15 protein-coding genes are annotated in these 18,270 nt (G+C 52.0%); 6 read left to right on the forward strand and 9 right to left on the reverse strand.

What is annotated here, in order from left to right:
- Positions 1-19: 19 nt before the first annotated feature.
- The 6 genes from F0L74_RS22515 (at position 20) to F0L74_RS22540 (ending at position 7,531) form a co-directional block, all read left to right on the forward strand.
- The gene (locus tag F0L74_RS22515; RefSeq protein ID WP_149840169.1) at positions 20-460 is read left to right on the forward strand and encodes a hypothetical protein; all 441 of its coding nucleotides are present in this window, start codon (positions 20-22) and stop codon (positions 458-460) included.
- A gap of 15 nt (positions 461-475) precedes the next feature.
- Positions 476-1,117, forward strand: a complete 642-nt coding sequence (locus tag F0L74_RS22520; RefSeq protein WP_149840170.1) for a hypothetical protein — start codon at positions 476-478, stop codon at positions 1,115-1,117.
- The gene (locus F0L74_RS22525; RefSeq protein WP_149840171.1) at positions 1,105-1,866 is read left to right on the forward strand and encodes a sensor histidine kinase; all 762 of its coding nucleotides are present in this window, start codon (positions 1,105-1,107) and stop codon (positions 1,864-1,866) included. Before F0L74_RS22520 ends, F0L74_RS22525 begins: the two co-directional genes overlap by 13 nt.
- A gap of 2 nt (positions 1,867-1,868) precedes the next feature.
- A complete protein-coding gene (locus tag F0L74_RS22530) occupies positions 1,869-2,528 on the forward strand; it encodes a response regulator transcription factor (RefSeq protein ID WP_188316117.1) in 660 nt (219 codons plus the stop codon).
- A gap of 245 nt (positions 2,529-2,773) precedes the next feature.
- On the forward strand, positions 2,774-3,949 hold the full coding sequence (locus F0L74_RS22535) for a hypothetical protein (protein WP_149840173.1): 1,176 nt from the start codon (positions 2,774-2,776) through the stop codon (positions 3,947-3,949).
- Positions 3,950-4,126: 177 nt separating this feature from the next.
- Positions 4,127-7,531, forward strand: coding sequence for a HEAT repeat domain-containing protein (locus F0L74_RS22540; RefSeq protein WP_149840174.1), 3,405 nt, complete (start codon positions 4,127-4,129; stop codon positions 7,529-7,531).
- Positions 7,532-7,620: 89 nt separating this feature from the next.
- Here F0L74_RS22540 and F0L74_RS22545 read toward each other — a convergent pair whose 3' ends face one another.
- The 9 genes from F0L74_RS22545 to F0L74_RS22585 form a co-directional block, all read right to left on the reverse strand.
- Positions 7,621-8,625 carry a lipase family protein gene (locus F0L74_RS22545; RefSeq protein WP_149840175.1) on the reverse strand — a complete coding sequence of 335 codons (1,005 nt, stop codon included), beginning with the start codon at positions 8,623-8,625 and terminating at the stop codon, positions 7,621-7,623.
- A 158-nt stretch (positions 8,626-8,783) separates the two neighbouring features.
- Entirely contained in the window at positions 8,784-9,794 is a 1,011-nt protein-coding gene (locus F0L74_RS22550) for a lipase family protein (RefSeq protein ID WP_149840176.1), read from the reverse strand.
- Between the two features lie 129 nt (positions 9,795-9,923).
- Positions 9,924-10,358 (reverse strand): hypothetical protein, encoded by a 435-nt coding sequence (locus F0L74_RS22555; RefSeq protein WP_149840177.1) that lies wholly within the window; start codon positions 10,356-10,358, stop codon positions 9,924-9,926.
- Complete coding sequence (locus tag F0L74_RS22560) at positions 10,355-11,470, reverse strand: DUF2167 domain-containing protein (RefSeq protein WP_149840178.1); 1,116 nt, start codon at positions 11,468-11,470, stop codon at positions 10,355-10,357. The genes F0L74_RS22555 and F0L74_RS22560 overlap by 4 nt, the downstream gene beginning before the upstream one ends.
- Positions 11,471-11,535: 65 nt before the next feature.
- Positions 11,536-12,846: a Gfo/Idh/MocA family protein gene (locus F0L74_RS22565; protein ID WP_149840179.1), complete on the reverse strand. Its 1,311-nt coding sequence runs from the start codon at positions 12,844-12,846 to the stop codon at positions 11,536-11,538.
- A 2-nt stretch (positions 12,847-12,848) separates the two neighbouring features.
- Positions 12,849-13,751 carry a sugar phosphate isomerase/epimerase family protein gene (locus F0L74_RS22570; protein ID WP_149840180.1) on the reverse strand — a complete coding sequence of 301 codons (903 nt, stop codon included), beginning with the start codon at positions 13,749-13,751 and terminating at the stop codon, positions 12,849-12,851.
- A gap of 11 nt (positions 13,752-13,762) precedes the next feature.
- Positions 13,763-14,704, reverse strand: a complete 942-nt coding sequence (locus F0L74_RS22575; RefSeq protein ID WP_149840181.1) for a glycerophosphodiester phosphodiesterase family protein — start codon at positions 14,702-14,704, stop codon at positions 13,763-13,765.
- A gap of 23 nt (positions 14,705-14,727) precedes the next feature.
- Positions 14,728-16,137, reverse strand: a complete 1,410-nt coding sequence (locus tag F0L74_RS22580) for an arylsulfatase (protein WP_149840182.1) — start codon at positions 16,135-16,137, stop codon at positions 14,728-14,730.
- Between the two features lie 4 nt (positions 16,138-16,141).
- The gene (locus F0L74_RS22585) at positions 16,142-18,265 is read right to left on the reverse strand and encodes a WD40/YVTN/BNR-like repeat-containing protein (protein WP_149840183.1); all 2,124 of its coding nucleotides are present in this window, start codon (positions 18,263-18,265) and stop codon (positions 16,142-16,144) included.
- Positions 18,266-18,270 lie beyond the last annotated feature (5 nt).

The following is an 18,270-nucleotide window of genomic DNA, read 5'->3' on the forward strand; positions in this document are numbered from 1 at the left end:
ACCAAACCCTCATTATCCAATGGAAAACCATCCTGGTAACAGCAAGCCTGTAAAGGGCCACCCGCATCTTTCCACCACTATTTCGCCGGAAGAAGCCGTAGCGCGTACCACCACCTGGCGCGATTTTATTGCCAAACATACCGGCCTGCCGGAGAACCTGATACCGCGCGGCGTACACATCTCCATGGACGATATTATACAGCTAAGCAAAGACCCGCGTTTTAACAATGGGAATGTAAGCGGCGTAAGGGCTTATTTTACCTGCGCCAACGGTGATACGCCGGACCATGTTACGGAGATCTCCCTGGTGTTTGTACCTATTGACCAGGAGGGGCATGATATACTGGTGATCAGCACACCCGGTGGGGAAGATATCTCTATGTCTGCCGTGGAGGATTTTACCAAACCTTGTCCCAGCGCATGTGATCTTGACAGTCCGCTGTATAAGAATCCCCGCTAGTATTATCACGCGCTTATGCCTTCCTTTACTTCATTATACCTGGGTGTAGTGGTACCTGCCGCTACCCTGATACCTATTACCATGGGTATCTTTAAATTCCGCGCGCTAACGCCCCGGTTGCGGGCCCTGTGGCTATACCTGTGCATGGCCGCGGTGATCAATGCTATTGCCAGCATTTACTCCCACCACAATAACCTGCCGCTGCTGCATGTGTATACCATGCTGGAGCTTATTTTCCTGGTGCGGTATTACCTGCTGCTGTTTACGCATAAACGGATCCTTTTTTTCCTGAAAGCGGTACTGATCCTGTTCCCCCTTTACTGCGTGATCAACTTTCTTTTTATACAGGATATCTACAGTTTTAATTCGTATACCCGTCCGGTAGAGGCGATCATCCTGATCGCCTGCAGCCTGCTGTATTTTATGGCATCTTCCCGGGAGGATGATGAGGAGCGGTGGACGGCGGTACCGGATAACTGGGTGAATGCGGGCATCCTGCTGTATTTTTCCGGGGCGCTGGGACAGTTTGCCTTTAGCAATGTGGTGGAAGCCACCACTGCCAAACCGGTGATCCTGCTTATATGGGTGCTGCATGCCACCCTGGTGCTGATCATGTATATACTGTTTACTATAAGCTTTAGTAAATGCAGGCTTTAACAGACAATATCTATGTACTGGTGATACTGGTGATGGGCGGCACCTTTCTGATCGTGGGCAGCCTGCTGATCCTGCATGCGTATAACCGCAACCGGTTGCTGCGGCAGAAACAGCTGTTACAGCAACAGGAATTACAGCACCAGCGGCAACTGCTGCTCACCATCTTCTCTTCCCAGGAAGAAGAAAGGCGGCGTATTGGCAGCGACCTGCACGACAGCGTAGGCGCGGCATTATCTTCCCTACGGCTTACGCTGGACCATATGGGCACCGCGCAGGCGCAACAGCTGATTGACCGCATTATTGGGGATGTGCGCAATATTGCGCATAATATCTCCCCGGCTATCCTGAACCTATACGGCTTATCAGAAGCGGTAGAAGAACTGGCGGATATGATCAACCAGGGCAAGCAGCTGGCCGTGGAGGTAGATAACCAGGCGGAGGCCGGACTAAGCGCCCTCTCCCATCCTGTTATGCTGAGCATTTACCGGGTGCTGGAAGAGCTGTTGAATAATACCATCCGCCATGCCGGCGCTACCACGGTACTGATCCGTTTTTTTAAGGAGGATGAACAGCTGGTGATGACGTATGCAGACAATGGCAAAGGCCTGGCAGCAGACCTACGGAAAGGCATGGGCCTGGTAAATATCACTAACCGGCTGGAGGTAGCCGGCGCGGGCTGGGAATTGGGGACCGCACCGCAACAGGGGTTCTTTATAAGGGTAACGCTTGTCCTGAAAAATAATCAATGACCATGAGCCGTATAAAAATAGCCATCACAGATGATCATACCTTATTCCGGCAAAGCCTGGCCTTACTGCTGCAACAATCCGCAGATATGGAACTGGTGCTGGAGGCGGCAGATGGTCCTGCGATGCTGGAAGCGCTGGCCACCGGCAGCCAGCTGCCGGATATAGCGCTGATCGATATAGACATGCCCGGTATGAACGGCGTAGAATTGAATGAGCAGCTGCAGACACGTTACCCGGACATAAAAGTGGTCGTACTATCCATCTACACCCAGGAAAGGATCATTTCCCGGATGATCAACGCCGGGGCGGCGGCCTATCTGTTTAAGAACTGTGAGAAGGAGGAATTTATACAGGCCATACACACCGTGCACAAAAGCGGGTTTTATGTAAACAAGCCGGTATTTGAGGCGCTGCAGCGGTTCAGGAAACAAAACAACGAGCTGCGGAATATCAATGCCATTGCCATTGAGCTCACCAACCGGGAAACAGAGATCCTGCGCCTCATTTGCCAGGAATACAGCAACCCGGAGATCGCGGATAAGCTGTCGCTGAGCGTAAGAACGGTAGAGGGGCACCGGAATAACCTGTTGCTAAAAACAGGCTGCCGCAATACGGCGGGGTTGGTACTGTTTGCCATCCGGTACGGGTTCTTTATTGTATAGTGATACTATATTAACCAACTGCCTCAAGTGAACGATAGGCGAACCTTAAGCGAAGCTAAACCGAAGGACAGCATTTTCTAAAAACTGTTAAAATAATATCAGCATTTCTGAACCAGGTAGAAATACCTGGTTTTTTATTGGGTAGTTCTGCGCTGAAGGCAGGTAGGAGAAATTGGCAATTTGCAGGCATAAAGGTAACCATTATTTACGATGGGATTCATTCACTACTCAAAAAACCAAACACCATGAAAAGCACTGCAAAACTGGTAGCCAGCTCTCCTACCTCCCAGCAACTGGCGGATTATGCCAATGCGATGATCGCCATTAACAGTTACGCTTATGCTGTTACGAACCAGCAATTACCGGTATTGAACCAGCCCCCGGAAGATTACGGGGCTTTTGTGACCGCTTTTCAGCCTGCCAAACAGCTTGCGCTGGACTGGTCTACAGACATTTTTGTAACCATGATACAGTTCCCGGACATTATTGCAAACCAGGCCAGCAGCCTGTTTAACCTGGAAAGCAGCTATATAGGCACGTACCTGAATGAGCTGATCGCCAACCCCAATAACCAGCCTGCCAAATCTGGATTACAGACGGCGCTAACCACCATGCAAAGCATGATACAAGTCCAGATGACTACCATTTCCGACATTCAGCAACAGCTGGACACATTCACCAGCAATATACAGGCAGACGCGCAAACGTTGGCGCAGATAGCCCAGGCTGCACTCGCAGACGCCGGTACTGACCAGCAAGCTATTGAGCAGCTGGTACAGGACATTAAAAACCTGAATACGCAGGTAAAGACTTATCAAACATTGATCACCGTTTCTGAGATCGGTATTCCACTGTCTATTTTTGTAGGGCTGATAGGTGGCGTATTATGCGCCATTCCCGGCGCACAAGGCGCTGGCCTTGGTTTGATCGCGCTGGGCGTAGCCGGCACCGGCGTATCCATAGCTGGTACGGTACTGGCCTCCCAACAGGTAAAGGCATTACAGAACGCCATCACCGCAGAAAAGGACCAGATCTCCGGCCTTAACCAGGACGTGATACAGCTGCAAGGCGTAAGCACGCAGTTCACCGCCCTGTACGACGCTAATGTGCAGGCACAGGATGCGCTGAACACCATAGCCGGTATGTGGCGTTTACTGGATACTGTAATTGATGAGGTGAACGTGGACCTTGGAGATGTGAATACGGAAATAACCGCCGCTGAATACCAGCAGGCGCTTACTGATTTCCAGCTGGCGGAAAACAACTGGAAGGAAGTAGTGAGCTTTGCCACGGGCCTGGCCAGCATCAACTATTCCTGGCAGGATACCAGCGGTAACTGGCACCAGTATGGTACGCAGAACCCTGCCTCCAATAATGGCAATATAAACCAACTACCTACGTCTTCTACCGTGGCCGCATAGAGCTCTCATCACCAGGTCCCTGCGGCGCCTCCGGTACCGCAGGGATCTTTATTTTTATTCAACCGCCGCTTACCGCACATACCCATTTATATCTATTCATAAAAAATATTACGAGGGCGATTTTTTTTAGTATATCTTAATCAGCTTCTGAAAGCGATAATTTATACTTTCCTCCATATGAAAAGACTGATGATTTTAAGGGCGCCCGCGTTGGCATTGCTGCTTTTCGGCGCAGCCTGCAAACAAACAACAGCGCCCACAGACAAGCGCATAAAACGGATGGATACCACCCTCACCGCCCACCTGGCGGACTCCATTGGCGCTATGGTAAAACCCGAACTGGCGGATAATCTGTCCCTTAGCTTATGGGGCATTGATTCGCTGGTGATATCGCCGGTAGCTATTGATGTGGATGACCAGGGTAAGGTATACTACACCACCACCGACCGGCAGAAGCATTCTGAATTTGATATACGCGGCCACCGCGACTGGGAGATCCCCTCCATTAGCCTGCAAACGGTAGAAGACCGCCGCGCTTTCCTGCACAAGGAACTATCCCCGGAGAACAGTAAAAAGAACCTTTGGCTGGATGATCTGAACGGCGACAGCTCTCATGACTGGCGCGACCTGACCATAGAAAAGGAGCATGTATACCGCATGGAAGACGTTTCCGGCGATGGCGTAGCAGACCTTTCACAAATGGTGGTAGATGATTTTCATGACGAAGTAAGCGATGTAGCCGGCGGCGTGTTAAGCGAAGGCGATGACCTGTATGTAGCCGTAGCGCCGGATCTGTGGCGTATAAAGGATAAGGATCATGACGGCATTGCGGATGAGAAAACATCTATCTCCCACGGTTATGGCGTACATATTGGCTTTAGCGGCCATGGTATGTCTGGCGTGGAGATGGGGCCCGATGGCCGTATCTACTGGCAGATAGGCGATATTGGTTTTAACGGCAAAGGGCCGGATGGCAAAGAATGGCCTTACCCCAACTGTGGCGTACTGGCCCGTTCCAACCCGGATGGCAGCGATTTTGAGATCTTTGCCGCCGGTATCCGCAATACACATGAGTTTTCATTTGACGAATACGGCAACATCATCAGCGAAGACAATGACGGCGACCACCCCGGTGAGAAAGAGCGCCTGGTGTACCTGGTAAACGGCTCTGACCAGGGCTGGCGCAGCAACTGGCAATACGGCAAGTACCGGGACCCGGACAATAATACCTATAAGGTGTGGATGGATGAAAAGATGTACCTGCCCCGTTTTGAAGGTCAGGCCGCTTATATCACCCCCTGTATCAGCAATTTTGTGAGCGGCCCCGCCGGTTTTGTATACAATCCCGGTACCGCATTAGGCCCTGCTTACAGGAATACATTCTTTGTAGCGGAGTTTGTAGGCAACCCTTCCAACTCCGGCATACACAGTTTTAAATTAAACCCTAAAGGCGCCACCTTTGAGCTGGGCGAGCATAAAAAAGTACTGGGAGGCATACTGGCCACCGGTATTGATTTTGGGCCGGATGGCGCACTGTATGTAGCAGACTGGATCGATGGCTGGAATACGCATAATTATGGCCGCATCTGGAAACTGGATGAAAAAGGCGAAGCCAATACCCCGGAGCGTAAAGCCACCAAATCTTTACTGGCAGAAGACTTCAGCAAACGTAAAGAAGCGGAGCTGGGCGGGTTATTACGGAACCCGGATATGCGCGTGCGGATGAAAGCCCAGTTTGAGCTGGTGAAACGTAAGGAAAAAGGCGCTGAGATCTTTAAACAGGCGCTGCAGCAAACACAGGATCAACTGGCAAGGGTACACGCTATCTGGGGACTGGCACAGCTGGCCCGCCAGGATCAGCAATATGCAAAGGTACTTGTACCGGTGCTGAAGGATAGCGATCCGGAAATACGGGCGCAGGCCGCCAAATGGCTGGGCGATATCCGCTACAAGGACGCCGGCGCCGCATTGGTACCCGTGTTAAAGGATACTGCCAGCCGCGCGCGTTTCTTTGCCGCGGAGGCACTGGGCAGGATCCAGTATGCACCCGCCGTACAGCCCATCATCGCCATGCTGGAAGCTAATAACGATGAAGACGCCTACCTGCGCCATGCCGGCGCACTGGCATTATCACGTATAGGCCAGGCAGACCCGCTGACCGCACTGGCGCACAGCCCTTCCCGCGCGTTGCGTATAGCCGCGGTGGTCGCGCTGCGCAGGATGAGCAATCCCGGCATAGCCGTTTTCCTGAATGATACGGATGAATTTGTGGTAACAGAAACCGCCCGCGCCATCAATGATGATCTTTCTATAAAAGACGCATTGCCTGCGCTTGCCAACCTGCTGACCACCACGCATTTTACCAATGAGGCGCTGCTGCGCCGCGTTATTAATGCCAACCTGCGCGTAGGTACGGATAGCGCCATGCAGCATTTGATCAGCTATGCCGCCAAAGCAGGCAGCCCCGCCGCTATGCGTGCAGAGGCTGTTGACGCGCTGAGCGTTTGGCCTAAACCCTCTGTACTGGACCGTGTAGACGGTCGCCTGCGTGGCGAGGTAAAAAGGGATGCAGGGCCGGTGGTGCACCTCACTACTACCCCGCTCACCGCGTTACTGAAGGATAAGGACCTGCCGGTACGGATCAGCGCCGCCAACGCCATCAGCAAACTGCAGATAAAACAGGCAGGCCCGCAACTGCTGGCCGCCTTAAAAGCAGACCGGGAACCAGATATGCGCGTAGCCACGCTGCAAGCCCTGGTAAACCTGCAGGACCCGGGCGTAGAACAGGCTATCCGTTATGCGCTTACCGATAAGGAAAAGACCGTGCGCGTAGCCGGGCTGGACCTGCTGGAGAAAATGCATATACCGGAAAATGTAATGGTAAGCCTGCTGGCAGATGTGATCAACAGCAAGACCATGGAAGAAAAACAGGCCGCCCTGTTAACGCTGGGCAAACTGCCTGCGCAACATACGGAACCTACCTTTACCAAACTGCTGGATAAAATGGCCGCCCATCAGCTGGACCCGGACATTTACCTGGAGCTGGGCGAAGCTATTGACAGCAGCCGCTCCACGCAGCTGGCCGCCCGTTACAAAGAGATCAGCAGTAAGTTATCACCCAATGACCAACTGGCCGCTTATACCAGCTGTTTACTGGGCGGTGATCCCAGGCGGGGACGGCAGATCTTTTTCCATAATGAGAACTCCCAGTGTATGCGCTGCCACTCCTATAATGACCGGGGCGGTAATGCCGGCCCACGGCTGAATGGCGTAGCAGGCCGTATTACGCGGGAGCAGATACTGCAGGCGCTCATCTCCCCCAGCGCACGCCTGGCGCCGGGATTTGGCATGGTAACGCTGGAACTGAAGGATGGCAAGAAACTGAGCGCCATCTTAAAAGGCGAAACCAAAGCGGGTATCACCATCAAAGAAGGCACGGAACCGGAAAGGACCATTACCAGCGACCAGATCGTGCATAAGGAGTATGCGCAATCCAGTATGCCTAATATGACGTTGCTGTTGTCTAAAAAAGAGATACGTGATGTGGTGAGCTTTTTAGCGGAGCAGAAGGAAGACAACTAACAGGAATACATAATAAGAATAAAACGGGGCTGACCATGTGGTCAGCCCCGTTTTTTATCAGCAGTTAATGTGTTATTTCATCTAACCCGCTATATCAGTTTGGCTGCCTCCACCAATTCCAGTGGCAGCACTACATGCAGATAGCCGGCATAATTTTCCGGATGGTGTTGCTGGGCTGCCTGAAGGAGGAAATCTTCGATGGTATTCTCCGTATACATTTTATCCAGCCCGGCAGAGAACAGCACATACCCATGCTTTTGTTGCCTGTAAGCGTATCCGGCCAGTACGATGGCCATTCCCTGGAAGGCTAACTGCAGGCTAAGCGTTACACCATCAACAACTGTGGTAATTGCTGCCGCGGAAGGGCCAGGGTTGTACAAGTTACCAACGTCAAAAACGGAGGTACCTACCGGGAATTTAGGCACGATATCGTTGGTATTCTCATAGTGCCAGGCATGCATGATCTTGTCATCCAGATCTTTTGAAAAATCGCTGTTACCGGCAGCAGGCGCTGCAAAAGTGATCAGCGAAGTGTTGTTGTAAAATGACTGTCCTTCCCGGGCCAGCGCGGTTACAAAATAAGACGCATATACGTTGGCGATATTGGCGCCCAGGCTATGGCCGGTAATGATCACCTGTTTGCCCCCTTTAACGGCATGAGCTTTCAGGTAGTCATAGATGTTAAGCCCGGAGCCCAGCTGGTCCTGCATGCCCTGCACCTCTGTAAATGCCCTGTTAGTGCCGCTTGCGATGAGCGCATTCGCAGTGCTGGCATAAGGCCAGTTTACGCGCGTTACCACATCAAAGTCGTCCAGTATCCAGTTAGCGAAAGCAGCCCAACTGTAAAATATGTCCTTAGGAGGTAATGAGCCCCGGATGGCCAGTACATAGGTATTGGCAGTAGGGTCAAGGGCAATAAAACCATAGTTGCCATCTGTTGTTTCCAGGCCATTCCAGACAATGGACCAACCCGGAAGATACCTGACAATATCCCCTACCGCATTTTTGCTGTAAGCAAGGGCTGACAATAAGATGGCTGTTTGTTGTGACGTAAATGCATCCGTACCGGTAAGGACGCCTGTGTTTGTAGTCATGGTGTTGAGTTTAAGATGATTAAATTTTGAGGGATATAAAGGCGGGAACGCAGCCAGGTATAGACCGTGCTTTCCCGGATAGGCAAGTTAAGGTATTTCCGTATACAAAACGGGCGCTCTTCTCAGAGAAAAGCGCCCGTTTTTATTCAATTATAGCTTTATACCAGCCGGCTTTGTTCCACCAGCGTTTGCGGCAGATTTACGTTCAGGTTAGTGGCATAATGCACCACCTCATGCTGATAACCTGCCTGGTTAAAAAAGTCACCAATGGTATTCTGCGTATAAGCACTGTCCGTAGGTGTGTTGAATGTATTATAGTTCAGTGCCTGCTGCTGGTAATCGTAAACGGCAAATATGCCGGCCAGCAGCATAAACGCATCCCGCAGGCTTACTGTCTTTCCTTTATACGTGCAGGTGATCCCGCTGGCGGAGGGACCGCCTATATACATGAAACCTATCAGCAACACGGATAAGGATACCGGGAACTTAGGCACGATATCATTATCATTTTCATAGTGCCATGCATTGGGCAGCTTGGCGTCCAGGTCAGTGGCAAAATCGCTGTTGCCGGCGGCGGGAGCGGCAAAAGTCACCAGCGCTGTATTGGTGAAAGTGGAACTGGCGGCGGCCAGCTGCGATATAAAATAGGAAGCGTATACATTGGCCACATTACCACCCAGGCTATGACCGGTAATGATCACCTGGTTACCCGCCACTGCGCCGTTGGCCTGCAGGTATTCCAGGATCGTTTTTTGGGAGCCCAGTGAATCTACCATGTTCTGTACCTGGCCAAAAGCACGGTTAGTGCCGCTGGCAATAAGGGCATTGCTGCCGGAATTTGTTACGTATGGCCAGCTTACGCGGGTTACTACATCCATATCTTCCAGTATCCAGTTATCAAAAGCCGCCCAATCCTTAAAAACATCAAAAGGAGGCAATGAGCCACGGATGGCCAGGGCATAGATGGTGGAGGTAGGATCAAGGGCAATAAAGGCATAGTTGCCATCGGAAGTTTGGGTACCGTCCCAAACGATGGACCAGCCGGGGAGATAGGTTGCGATGTCTGATTGCGGGTCCGTGCTGTAAGTAACGGCGCAGAGCAGAACGGCCAGCTGTTGTGTGGTGAAGGTAGTACCACTGGCGAGGATGCCGGTGTTGGCGGTTGTCATAGTGTTTGGATTTAAGGTGAATGAATTTTGAGGGATCTACAGGGATCCATAGCATTGACTCGAAAAAGAAAGTTCTACAATCAGCAAGTTACCTTATTTTCCCTCAATTCATTCACCTTAATCCATCATTTAAAAGAATATATCGACATAATCCACTACAGAGTTGCCGCCGCAATTGTCCATCTCCTGCAGGCGCCAGTATTTACGTTCGCCTTTTGCCAGGAAATGATAAGTGCCGGTCTTATCGCACACCTGTCCGTTGTTAATGTCGCTATACCTGGTTTGAATAGTGCCTTCGAACAACAGTTCCTGCGCGGAGAGCACTTTCAGCGTACCACTGATGGTCACAAAATCTGCTTTATCCGCGCTGCGTTGTTCACCCGTCACAAAATACAGGTCTCCGCTTTTATGGGTGATCTGTACTTTGCCGGGATTCTCCCAGCCTATCCATTGCAGGCTAAAATTGTGGGCGCCTTCGCGCAATTGTTTCGGATCTGTTGCTTTGGGCTGTGCATGGCTGGCAATAGCCCCCAGCAATAAGAATAATATCAGGATACGTTTCATACTTGTCCTTCTGCCGGTTTTGATTCGCCTGGTGTAGCTGGCGTGCCGTTATCTGATGCGGTAATGACGCTATCCGGCGGCGTGCCCGGTTCCGCGGGCAGCTCTGTCAGCACGGCTTCGTTCAGGGCGCCATCGGCCGTATTATTGTCCGCATATTGTGTGTCAAAACCATTGCCAAAGCCAGCGTCCTTAGGCTCTTTTGCGGCTTTTTTACCGGTGAACAGGCGTTTAAAGAACCCTGCCAGTGCGGCAAAGCCTAACAGTACGAACTTCCAGCCGGCTGCCAGGAACTTTACGATAATGGCAAAGAAACCTACTTTAGCCAGTACCTTACCGGCTACCAGGCCGCCAATGGTCCATGCGGCCACATTGTCGATCTTGGGGTTAAAATCAGCGTAGGCGTTACCATCTGTAAAAGTAGCCATGTGCAGCACCTTGTTAATGTCTGCCTTTACCATGGGTAATTCGTGCATGGTACACACCGCATTGAGGGACAGGATACCGTGCCGGCCCAGGATACGGACCTCATAATTCAGCGTGTTGTTCCCATCGTTATCGTCGCCGAATTTGATCTCCTTGGCCCAGTGCAGGATCTTGTTCTCTTTGTCATAGAAAGGCTTTTGCGCCCAGCCAATAATGTGGATGCTGGGATACCCTTCTTTTAAACGCTGAAGGTTCGCTTCTTTTTCATCCTTTTGCAGGTTGGTCATCATTTCATCGTAGTCGATCTTTTCCGCATCATCATCCTTCACATAACCAATGTCTTCGAATTCTACAATGAAAGCATAATTGCTGTCTGCAAACGGATCTGAGTTTTCCGGGAAGATCATTCCCAATGTGTTTTCCGCATTCGCCGGCGGATTGCCCCATAATTCTGTTAGTACGTACTTGCTCTGTTCCTTGTTCAGGAACTTAAACCCTTTTGGAACGTTTATCTCCGCTTTACCACCGGGCAGGGAGATAAGGCCCGTTTCGTACTTTTGTGCGCTCTTTACTGAATCAACGAAAGCTTCTATTTGCTGCTTCTCGATCTCAGTGGAGTCTTCAGGGGAGGCTGCCTTCAGGCATAGGGTCACAAACATGAACCCAATGAGGTACAGGAACTTTTGCATAAGTTGATAGCTATTTGGTACCCCAAAATGCGACAAATATTTTTAAAAAGGAAATATGTAACGCATTATACTGCCCACTCCTTCTTCATCTTCCTGGAAAGCAAGTTGTTAGCCGCGGCATTATTGGTTATCTGTTCCTTTTCAGGGTTCCACTGCAGCGGCGCATTCAGCTCATAGGCGATATTGGCAAGGTTGCACACGGTAGCGCTGCGGTGGCCTGTTTCTACGTCTGCGATTGGTTTGGTCCTCCCTTTTATTGCCTGCAGGAAATCCAGGTAGTGGTTGCTGCTGTGGTATACCTGTTTTTCATTGCTGCCTATCACCTTCTCCTTCAGCGTTTCCGGCGTGGTAACCAGCTTATTGCGCTGGATCTCTATTACGCCCTGCGTGCCATTGAACTGAATACCGTGCGGTCTGCCCCAGTTTTCGTGTGTAACGGTGATGCCGTTGCTGTATACCATGGTCAGGTGCTGCAGATCCCTGCCATCCGGCGGCGTAATGGATACGGGGCCGGTGTTGTCCATATCCAGCGCCCATTGTACAATATCAAACATATGCGCGCCCCAATCGGTTATATCACCGCCGCCCAGGCCTTTAAAATCGCGCCAGCGGCCCCAGGTAGCATCGCCTATTACAGGGTTCAGCTGATGGTTGTAATGCACGTATTCGTTTGGTCCCAGCCATAACTGCCAGTCCAGGTCATTGGGCAGGGTTTCCTCCGGCAGGTCATAAGGCACGGGAGGGCCGCCAATGCTCACTTTTACGTTCTTTATATCGCCTATATACCCGTTGCGGATCAGCTCCGCTGCTTGGCGGAACTCCGGGCGGGAGCGTTGCATGCTGCCCGTCTGGAAAACGCGTTTATGTTTTCTTACCGCATTCACCATGGCCCGGCCTTCCGCTACGGTAAGGGATAGGGGTTTTTCGCTGTAGATATCCTTACCGGCGGCAGCAGCCCTATCGGTCATGGCGGCGTGCCAGTGATCCGGCGTGGCGATCACCACGGCGTCTATATCCTTATTTTCCAGCAGGTCCGTAAACCGCTGATAGGTAGTACAGCCTTTATACCCGGACTGATCATTCTGCGCGGCATAATAATCGTTCACCAGGTGGCTGAAATTATCCACTTTGGACTGGTATACATCACAGGCGGCTATGATCCGGCCTTCTGCCAGCGGCAGAAAAGCTTTTTGCAGCGTCAGCGACTGACGCCCGGAGCCAATAAAGCCCAGGTTGATCCGGTCACTGGGCGCTATAAACCCTTTACCGCCCAGCACATGCCGGGGCACTATCATAAAGGCGGATAAAGCCGCCGCATTCCCAAGGAATTTGCGGCGGCTCATACCCTGGCCTTGTTGCTTTATTTCTTTTTCCATGCTTATGCTTTAACGAGGTTCTGACAATAGGCGATACATTTACGCAGCTCTTCCACGGTATCTGCCCCCTTGTACTCATATTCTATATTCGCCGGTATAGGCCAGCCATTATCCCGTATGAGGTGCAGTACGGGGCCTATGGGCGTATCCCCCTGACCTAGCGGCAGGTTGTCGCCCTGGTCCTTTTTACGGTCTTTTACATGTATGCAGATGATCTGTTTGTGGTGCTCCTTCATAAACGCCACCGCATCAAAATTAGCGGCGGTAAAGTGGCCAATATCCAGGTTGATCTTAATGTACTCAGACAGGCCCTGCATACCGCGGGCAAAACTATCGGGCGTGGCAAACTCATTGGGCTGCTCCACATGTGCATGGTTATGCATACCCACCTGGATCTTATACTTTTTAGCATATACATCCACCCTTTTCATTACGCTTACCGTGGCGGAAGTAGTGATGCTATCCGTGCCCAATGCCTGCGCTATCTGGAACTGCTGCTCCAGGTCGTGCTCAGAGATGCTATCCTTAATGCTGGCGGTATATGCCTGTATGCGGATACCGGCGGCCTTAAATTTATCACGGATGGCATGGATCTCGTCCATCTTCAGATTGGCGCGCCATTCTTCCAGCAACGCTTTTTTCTGCTTGTTCTGTTCCGGCGTGCTGTTGCGTTGCCATTGGGCCGCCTGTGGCTCTACATGGCCACCCCATAATTCGCAGCTTTTAATGCCCAGGCTTACCATGGCAGCCAGGGCTTCATCCAGCGGCCGGTCGCGCAGGCTATAGGATTGCAGGCCAATCGTAACGGACCCGGGTTTATGGAATGCAAATGCCTTAGGGATCATCAGTCCCGCCACACCGGTAAGTGTTAGCTTACTCCATTCGCGCCTGTTGAGTGTTTTCATATACGAGGGTTTTAGTTCCTGAAATACTTAGCCTTGGAGGATTTACCCTGTTGTAAAGGCATCAGCGCTGCGCCGCCTTCAATGCCCAGGTCTGCCTCAATTACATCCGCCCCGTGGTCAATAAGGTTTAAATAACCCTGATTCAGCTGCGCTGCATTGATCTTGCCGGTGGTGTACTGGTGGTCAATATTACGGGAGCTGCCCAGGATGCACATCGCGCCGCGTTTATGCACTTCGTCGAAAATGGCTTTATTTTCCGGCAGCTGGTGGCTTACAAAACCAATCACATTGCTCCAGGGCACGCCGCTTTTATCCATGGCTGTCACATTCTCTTCTTTGCCCATCATCACTTCCATGATGATATCCTTGCTAAGCGCGTAACATTTCTTCGTGTCTTCGTCAGAGTAAGAGATCACGATCGCGTTGGCCGTGGCCTTATTGTCGATGATCTTCTGTGCGCGCACTTCGATCGGCACATCCTTAGCGTCTATGATCAGGATGGTCTTTCCTTTGGCCCATTGCAAGGCCTCATCCAGGGTAGGGATCTGGTAATCTGTAAGGTTACCTTCGGTATCTTTTAAACGCAGTTTCCGCAGCTCTTCCAGTGTGTAGTCCGCAATTTTACCATGGCCGTTAGAGGTACGGTCCAGGGTGGGATCATGCATGAGCACGATCTTACCATCTTTGGTATAATGCGGGTCTATTTCCAGCATGGAAGGGTTATGGCTCAATGTGTTCTCAAACGTGGCAATGCAGTTCTCCGGGAAGCCCTTTCTGGGGCCGCCGCGGTGGGAGCTCATAAAAGGAATGCGGTCTGGCGTGTAATGAAAAAAATCTTTCAGCTCTGCTGCGTTGTGGGTTTTGAAGGTGTGCAGCGCAACGGTTTGTTTAAAGCTGTATATGCCTGTAAGGACAAAAACAATCAATGCCGGGAACATAAATTTCTTAAGCATAGTAGTAAGTTAAAAAAGGTTTTTTAATGTTTATACGGAAAAAAGGGTGCGTTGGCGATAGTGGCTTTGGCCAGCAGCTCCCTGACGTGTTTTACCAGTTCCGGATGGGCGGCGGCCAGGTCCTTTGACTCTGCAGGATCTGTGGCCAGGTTAAACAGCTCCACCGTTCCGGCTGCATCTGCGGCCGTGCTTTTGATCACTGCTTTCCAGTCACCAAAACGCAGGGCCCGGCTCTCCAGCCAGTTACGGGGCTGTTCGCTGCCCTTGCCGGGTTTGTTCCAGTTATAGTTGTAGGTATAGTATTCCCAGTAGAGGTAATCATGCTCCGCCTGTTTGCCGGTGTTAAACAGGCTGGGATAAAAAGAAACGCCATCAATACCGGCGGGCGTTTTAATGCCTGCCGCCTGGCAGATGGTGGGCAATACGTCCCAACCGGCGGTTACATGATCAGATACCTGTCCGGCTTTGATCCTGCCGGGCCAGTAGGCGATGAAAGGCTCGCGGATGCCGCCTTCATACAGGTTGGTCTTAAAGCCACGCAATGATCCGTTGCTTTTAAAGAATTTGGCAAAACCGGGATTGGCGCCGTTATCGCTCATGAACAGGATGAGGGTATTTTCATCCAGCCCTTTTGCTTTTAAGGCGCTGATAATACGGGCCACATCCTGGTCCAGCAGGGTGATCATGGCGGCGTAGTTCTTAAACTGCTCCGGCCAGTCCTTGCCGGCGTAGACGGAATTGTCCGGTATCACATGATCGCCATGCGGAATAGTGTATGGCAGGTAAAGGAAGAAAGGTTTATCCTGGGGGCTATCCAGGAACGCCAGCGTTTTATCTACAAAGAGATTGTGGCTGTAAGCGCCTTTTTTGCCATCGGCATTCTCCGGCAGCATCACTTTCTTGCCGTTCTCATACAGGAATGGCGGGTAGTAGTTATGCGCCTGGATCTGGTCCAGGTAACCATAGGAGTAGTCAAACCCCTGGGTATCGGGGCTATGCTGTTCGCCGCCCAGGCCCCATTTGCCAATAAGCGCGGTACGATAGCCCGCTTTTTTCAGCAGCTCCGCAATGGTCACTTTTTCTGACGGCATGGCCGGGTCTTCCTGTTCATCCGTCAGGAAATTGCCGCGGATGTAGGTATGTCCCGTATGCATGCCCGTTAGTAAGGCCTCCCGCGAGGGGGCGCATACGGTATTGCCCGCATAATAATGCGTTAAGCGCAGGCCTTGTTTGGCCAGCGCATCAATATGCGGGGTCTGGATCATTTGCTGCCCGTAGCAGCCAAGGTCACCGTAACCCATATCATCTGCCATGATGAGCACGATGTTGGGTTTTACAGGAAGGCTTCTTTTTACAGAAGCCTTCCTGAATCCAAATGCGGTGAGCAGTACCAGCCCTGCGCCGGTGATGGATAAGATGTTGTATACTTTCATTTGCTTATGGTTGTCCGAATAATACGCCACGGCCGCCGGTACCTACATAGATACGGCCAAACACGTTACGGTCGCCGGCCAGCGCTTTTACGCCTGCGGGGAACAGCTGTGTGCCGTTATCGATACGGTCCCAGTTAGCGCCCAGGTCTGTAGAGCGGTACAGGCCTTTAGCACCGGAAAAAGTGCCATAGCTGTACACCGCCGGTGTGGTAGAACCGGAAGGCGGCGCGCCAAAGGCAAAAGCCGTGGAGGTGGTTAATGCGGTTACCTTGGTGATAGTAGTACCGCCATTGGTAGTGCGGTACAGGCCATTACCGTCAAGGCTCATCCATACTTCGCCAGCCACGCCGGGACGGGCGGCTACGAACAGGTAAGAGGTCCTGTTGGGGATAGCAGTAGCGTTTTGCTGAGTCCAGGTAGCACCGCCATTCGTAGAAGCGTACAGGTAACCACCTTTGAAGATGTAGAACGTATTGGCTGCGGCGCCATCGGCTACCAGGGCAAAATCCTTGCTCCATACATCAATAGCGGGTACGGAACCGGTAGGTGCGCCGGTAGCGGCCGTCCAGGAAGCGCCGCTGTTGGCGCTGTAATATACACCGCCGCCTGTACCGCCGGCTACATATACCATCTTAGCCGGGTCAGTAGCGGAAATGGCTATACGGCCAAGTTTTACACCGCCGGGTAAGGTGCGGGTGGTCCAGGAGCTGCCGCTGTTGGAAGAGGTAGCCAGGATAGTACCCGTACCGTCATTGCCGGTAGCGCCCAGGATGGCGATATTGGCAGGCTGTGTTTCGCAGAAGGCAATGCTGAAACCTTCATTGATATTATACAGCCTTGTTGGGTAATTATTTACATCATCATGTTTAAAACCAAATTCATCTGCCACGCCGGAGTACAGGGATACGCCGCCGGGAGGCGCTGCCAGTGTTAATACCACGGTCTCTTCATCGCCCTTGATACGGGTGCTCCATGCTACGGAACCGGTAGCCCAGGCATCAGAGGTGTACCATACGCCAAACCAGTCTGTATAATACAGATCGCCATGGTGCAGGGGATCAAAGATAATGGCGGAGGTAGCGCTGGAGAACCAGCTGTTGGGCCACCAGGCCGCTTCCAGCGTTTTGGTGATGGGCAGCGAGGTAGTGTTCATCTGCTGCCAGGTAGTACCACCATCGGAAGAACGGTACATAGGATTATTGAAGGTGCCATAGCGCTGACATACCGCTATCTTCAGCGGATCTGATGCTTCTATGGAGATACCGCAATAGTTCTTACCTGCGCCGGTGGAAGGCGTAATATCCTTCCAGCTGCTGCCGTTCCAAACGGTAACGCCGGTGGAATGGGCTACATACAGTTTGCCGCCCACTACCTGCATACGGTTGGGGGAAGCAGGCGCTCCGGATAACGCGGAGAAAGTAGCGCCGCCATCTGTACTGCGGTAAATGCCTGTGCCGGGGATACCTACATACACGATCGCAGAGCGGCCGCTTACGGTAGTGGCAGGGTCTATTACTACGGTGCGTACGCCATTGGCGCCGCCATTAGGCACGCTGGCCACTTTAGCCCAGGTGCTGCCGGTGTTGGTGCTGCGGTACAGACCATCTGAACGGGTGCCGGCATAGACCGTAGTGCTGGTCAGCGGGTCTACGGCCAGGCATTCGCCGGTCCAGCGCATATCACCGTTACCGTTATAGGTGGCGGTCAGCACTTTGGTCCAGCTTTGGCCAATGTTCTCAGAACGGTAGATACCATCGTTCAGGGCCAGGTACACGCGGTCAGGCGCGTTGGCGTCCAGCGCAATACCATCAACATGCGTGCTCAGGCTTTCCAGCATGGGCACCCAGGTAAATACCTGGTTATCCCATTTGTAAGCGCCGCCCACGTCTGTACGGATGTACATGCGGTTGGACTGTGTAGGGTGGATAACGATACCGGTCACATAACCACCGCCGCCGATGGCTACGTTCTTCCAGTTGTAAGGCAGCATAGCGCCAGCGGAGCTGACAGCCATTTTGCGGGCGCCGGCGGGTTCGTCCGTCAGCTCCTTAGCGGGCTTTCTACAGGCGGTAATGGCATACAGCATTACCAACCCTGTAGCAAACAGGGCAATTTTGGGTTTTTTCATAAGGG

It is taken from the genome of Chitinophaga agrisoli, from assembly GCF_008386695.1.
Classification (GTDB): Bacteria; Bacteroidota; Bacteroidia; order Chitinophagales; family Chitinophagaceae; genus Chitinophaga; species Chitinophaga agrisoli.

Excerpts from the sequence above, each read along its gene's own strand:
- F0L74_RS22575 (WP_149840181.1), bottom strand. The coding sequence starts at position 14,704 with ATGCTTAAGAAATTTATGTTCCCGGCATTGATTGTTTTTGTCCTTACA.
- F0L74_RS22570 (WP_149840180.1), bottom strand. The coding sequence starts at position 13,751 with ATGAAAACACTCAACAGGCGCGAATGGAGTAAGCTAACACTTACCGGT.
- F0L74_RS22555 (WP_149840177.1), bottom strand. The coding sequence starts at position 10,358 with ATGAAACGTATCCTGATATTATTCTTATTGCTGGGGGCTATTGCCAGC.
- F0L74_RS22580 (WP_149840182.1), bottom strand. The coding sequence starts at position 16,137 with ATGAAAGTATACAACATCTTATCCATCACCGGCGCAGGGCTGGTACTG.
- F0L74_RS22550 (WP_149840176.1), bottom strand. The coding sequence starts at position 9,794 with ATGACAACCGCCAACACCGGCATCCTCGCCAGTGGTACTACCTTCACC.
- F0L74_RS22540 (WP_149840174.1), top strand. The coding sequence starts at position 4,127 with ATGAAAAGACTGATGATTTTAAGGGCGCCCGCGTTGGCATTGCTGCTT.
- F0L74_RS22520 (WP_149840170.1), top strand. The coding sequence starts at position 476 with ATGCCTTCCTTTACTTCATTATACCTGGGTGTAGTGGTACCTGCCGCT.
- F0L74_RS22560 (WP_149840178.1), bottom strand. The coding sequence starts at position 11,470 with ATGCAAAAGTTCCTGTACCTCATTGGGTTCATGTTTGTGACCCTATGC.
- F0L74_RS22585 (WP_149840183.1), bottom strand. The coding sequence starts at position 18,265 with ATGAAAAAACCCAAAATTGCCCTGTTTGCTACAGGGTTGGTAATGCTG.
- F0L74_RS22530 (WP_188316117.1), top strand. The coding sequence starts at position 1,869 with ATGAGCCGTATAAAAATAGCCATCACAGATGATCATACCTTATTCCGG.
- F0L74_RS22525 (WP_149840171.1), top strand. The coding sequence starts at position 1,105 with ATGCAGGCTTTAACAGACAATATCTATGTACTGGTGATACTGGTGATG.
- F0L74_RS22545 (WP_149840175.1), bottom strand. The coding sequence starts at position 8,625 with ATGACTACAAACACAGGCGTCCTTACCGGTACGGATGCATTTACGTCA.
- F0L74_RS22565 (WP_149840179.1), bottom strand. The coding sequence starts at position 12,846 with ATGGAAAAAGAAATAAAGCAACAAGGCCAGGGTATGAGCCGCCGCAAA.
- F0L74_RS22535 (WP_149840173.1), top strand. The coding sequence starts at position 2,774 with ATGAAAAGCACTGCAAAACTGGTAGCCAGCTCTCCTACCTCCCAGCAA.
- F0L74_RS22515 (WP_149840169.1), top strand. The coding sequence starts at position 20 with ATGGAAAACCATCCTGGTAACAGCAAGCCTGTAAAGGGCCACCCGCAT.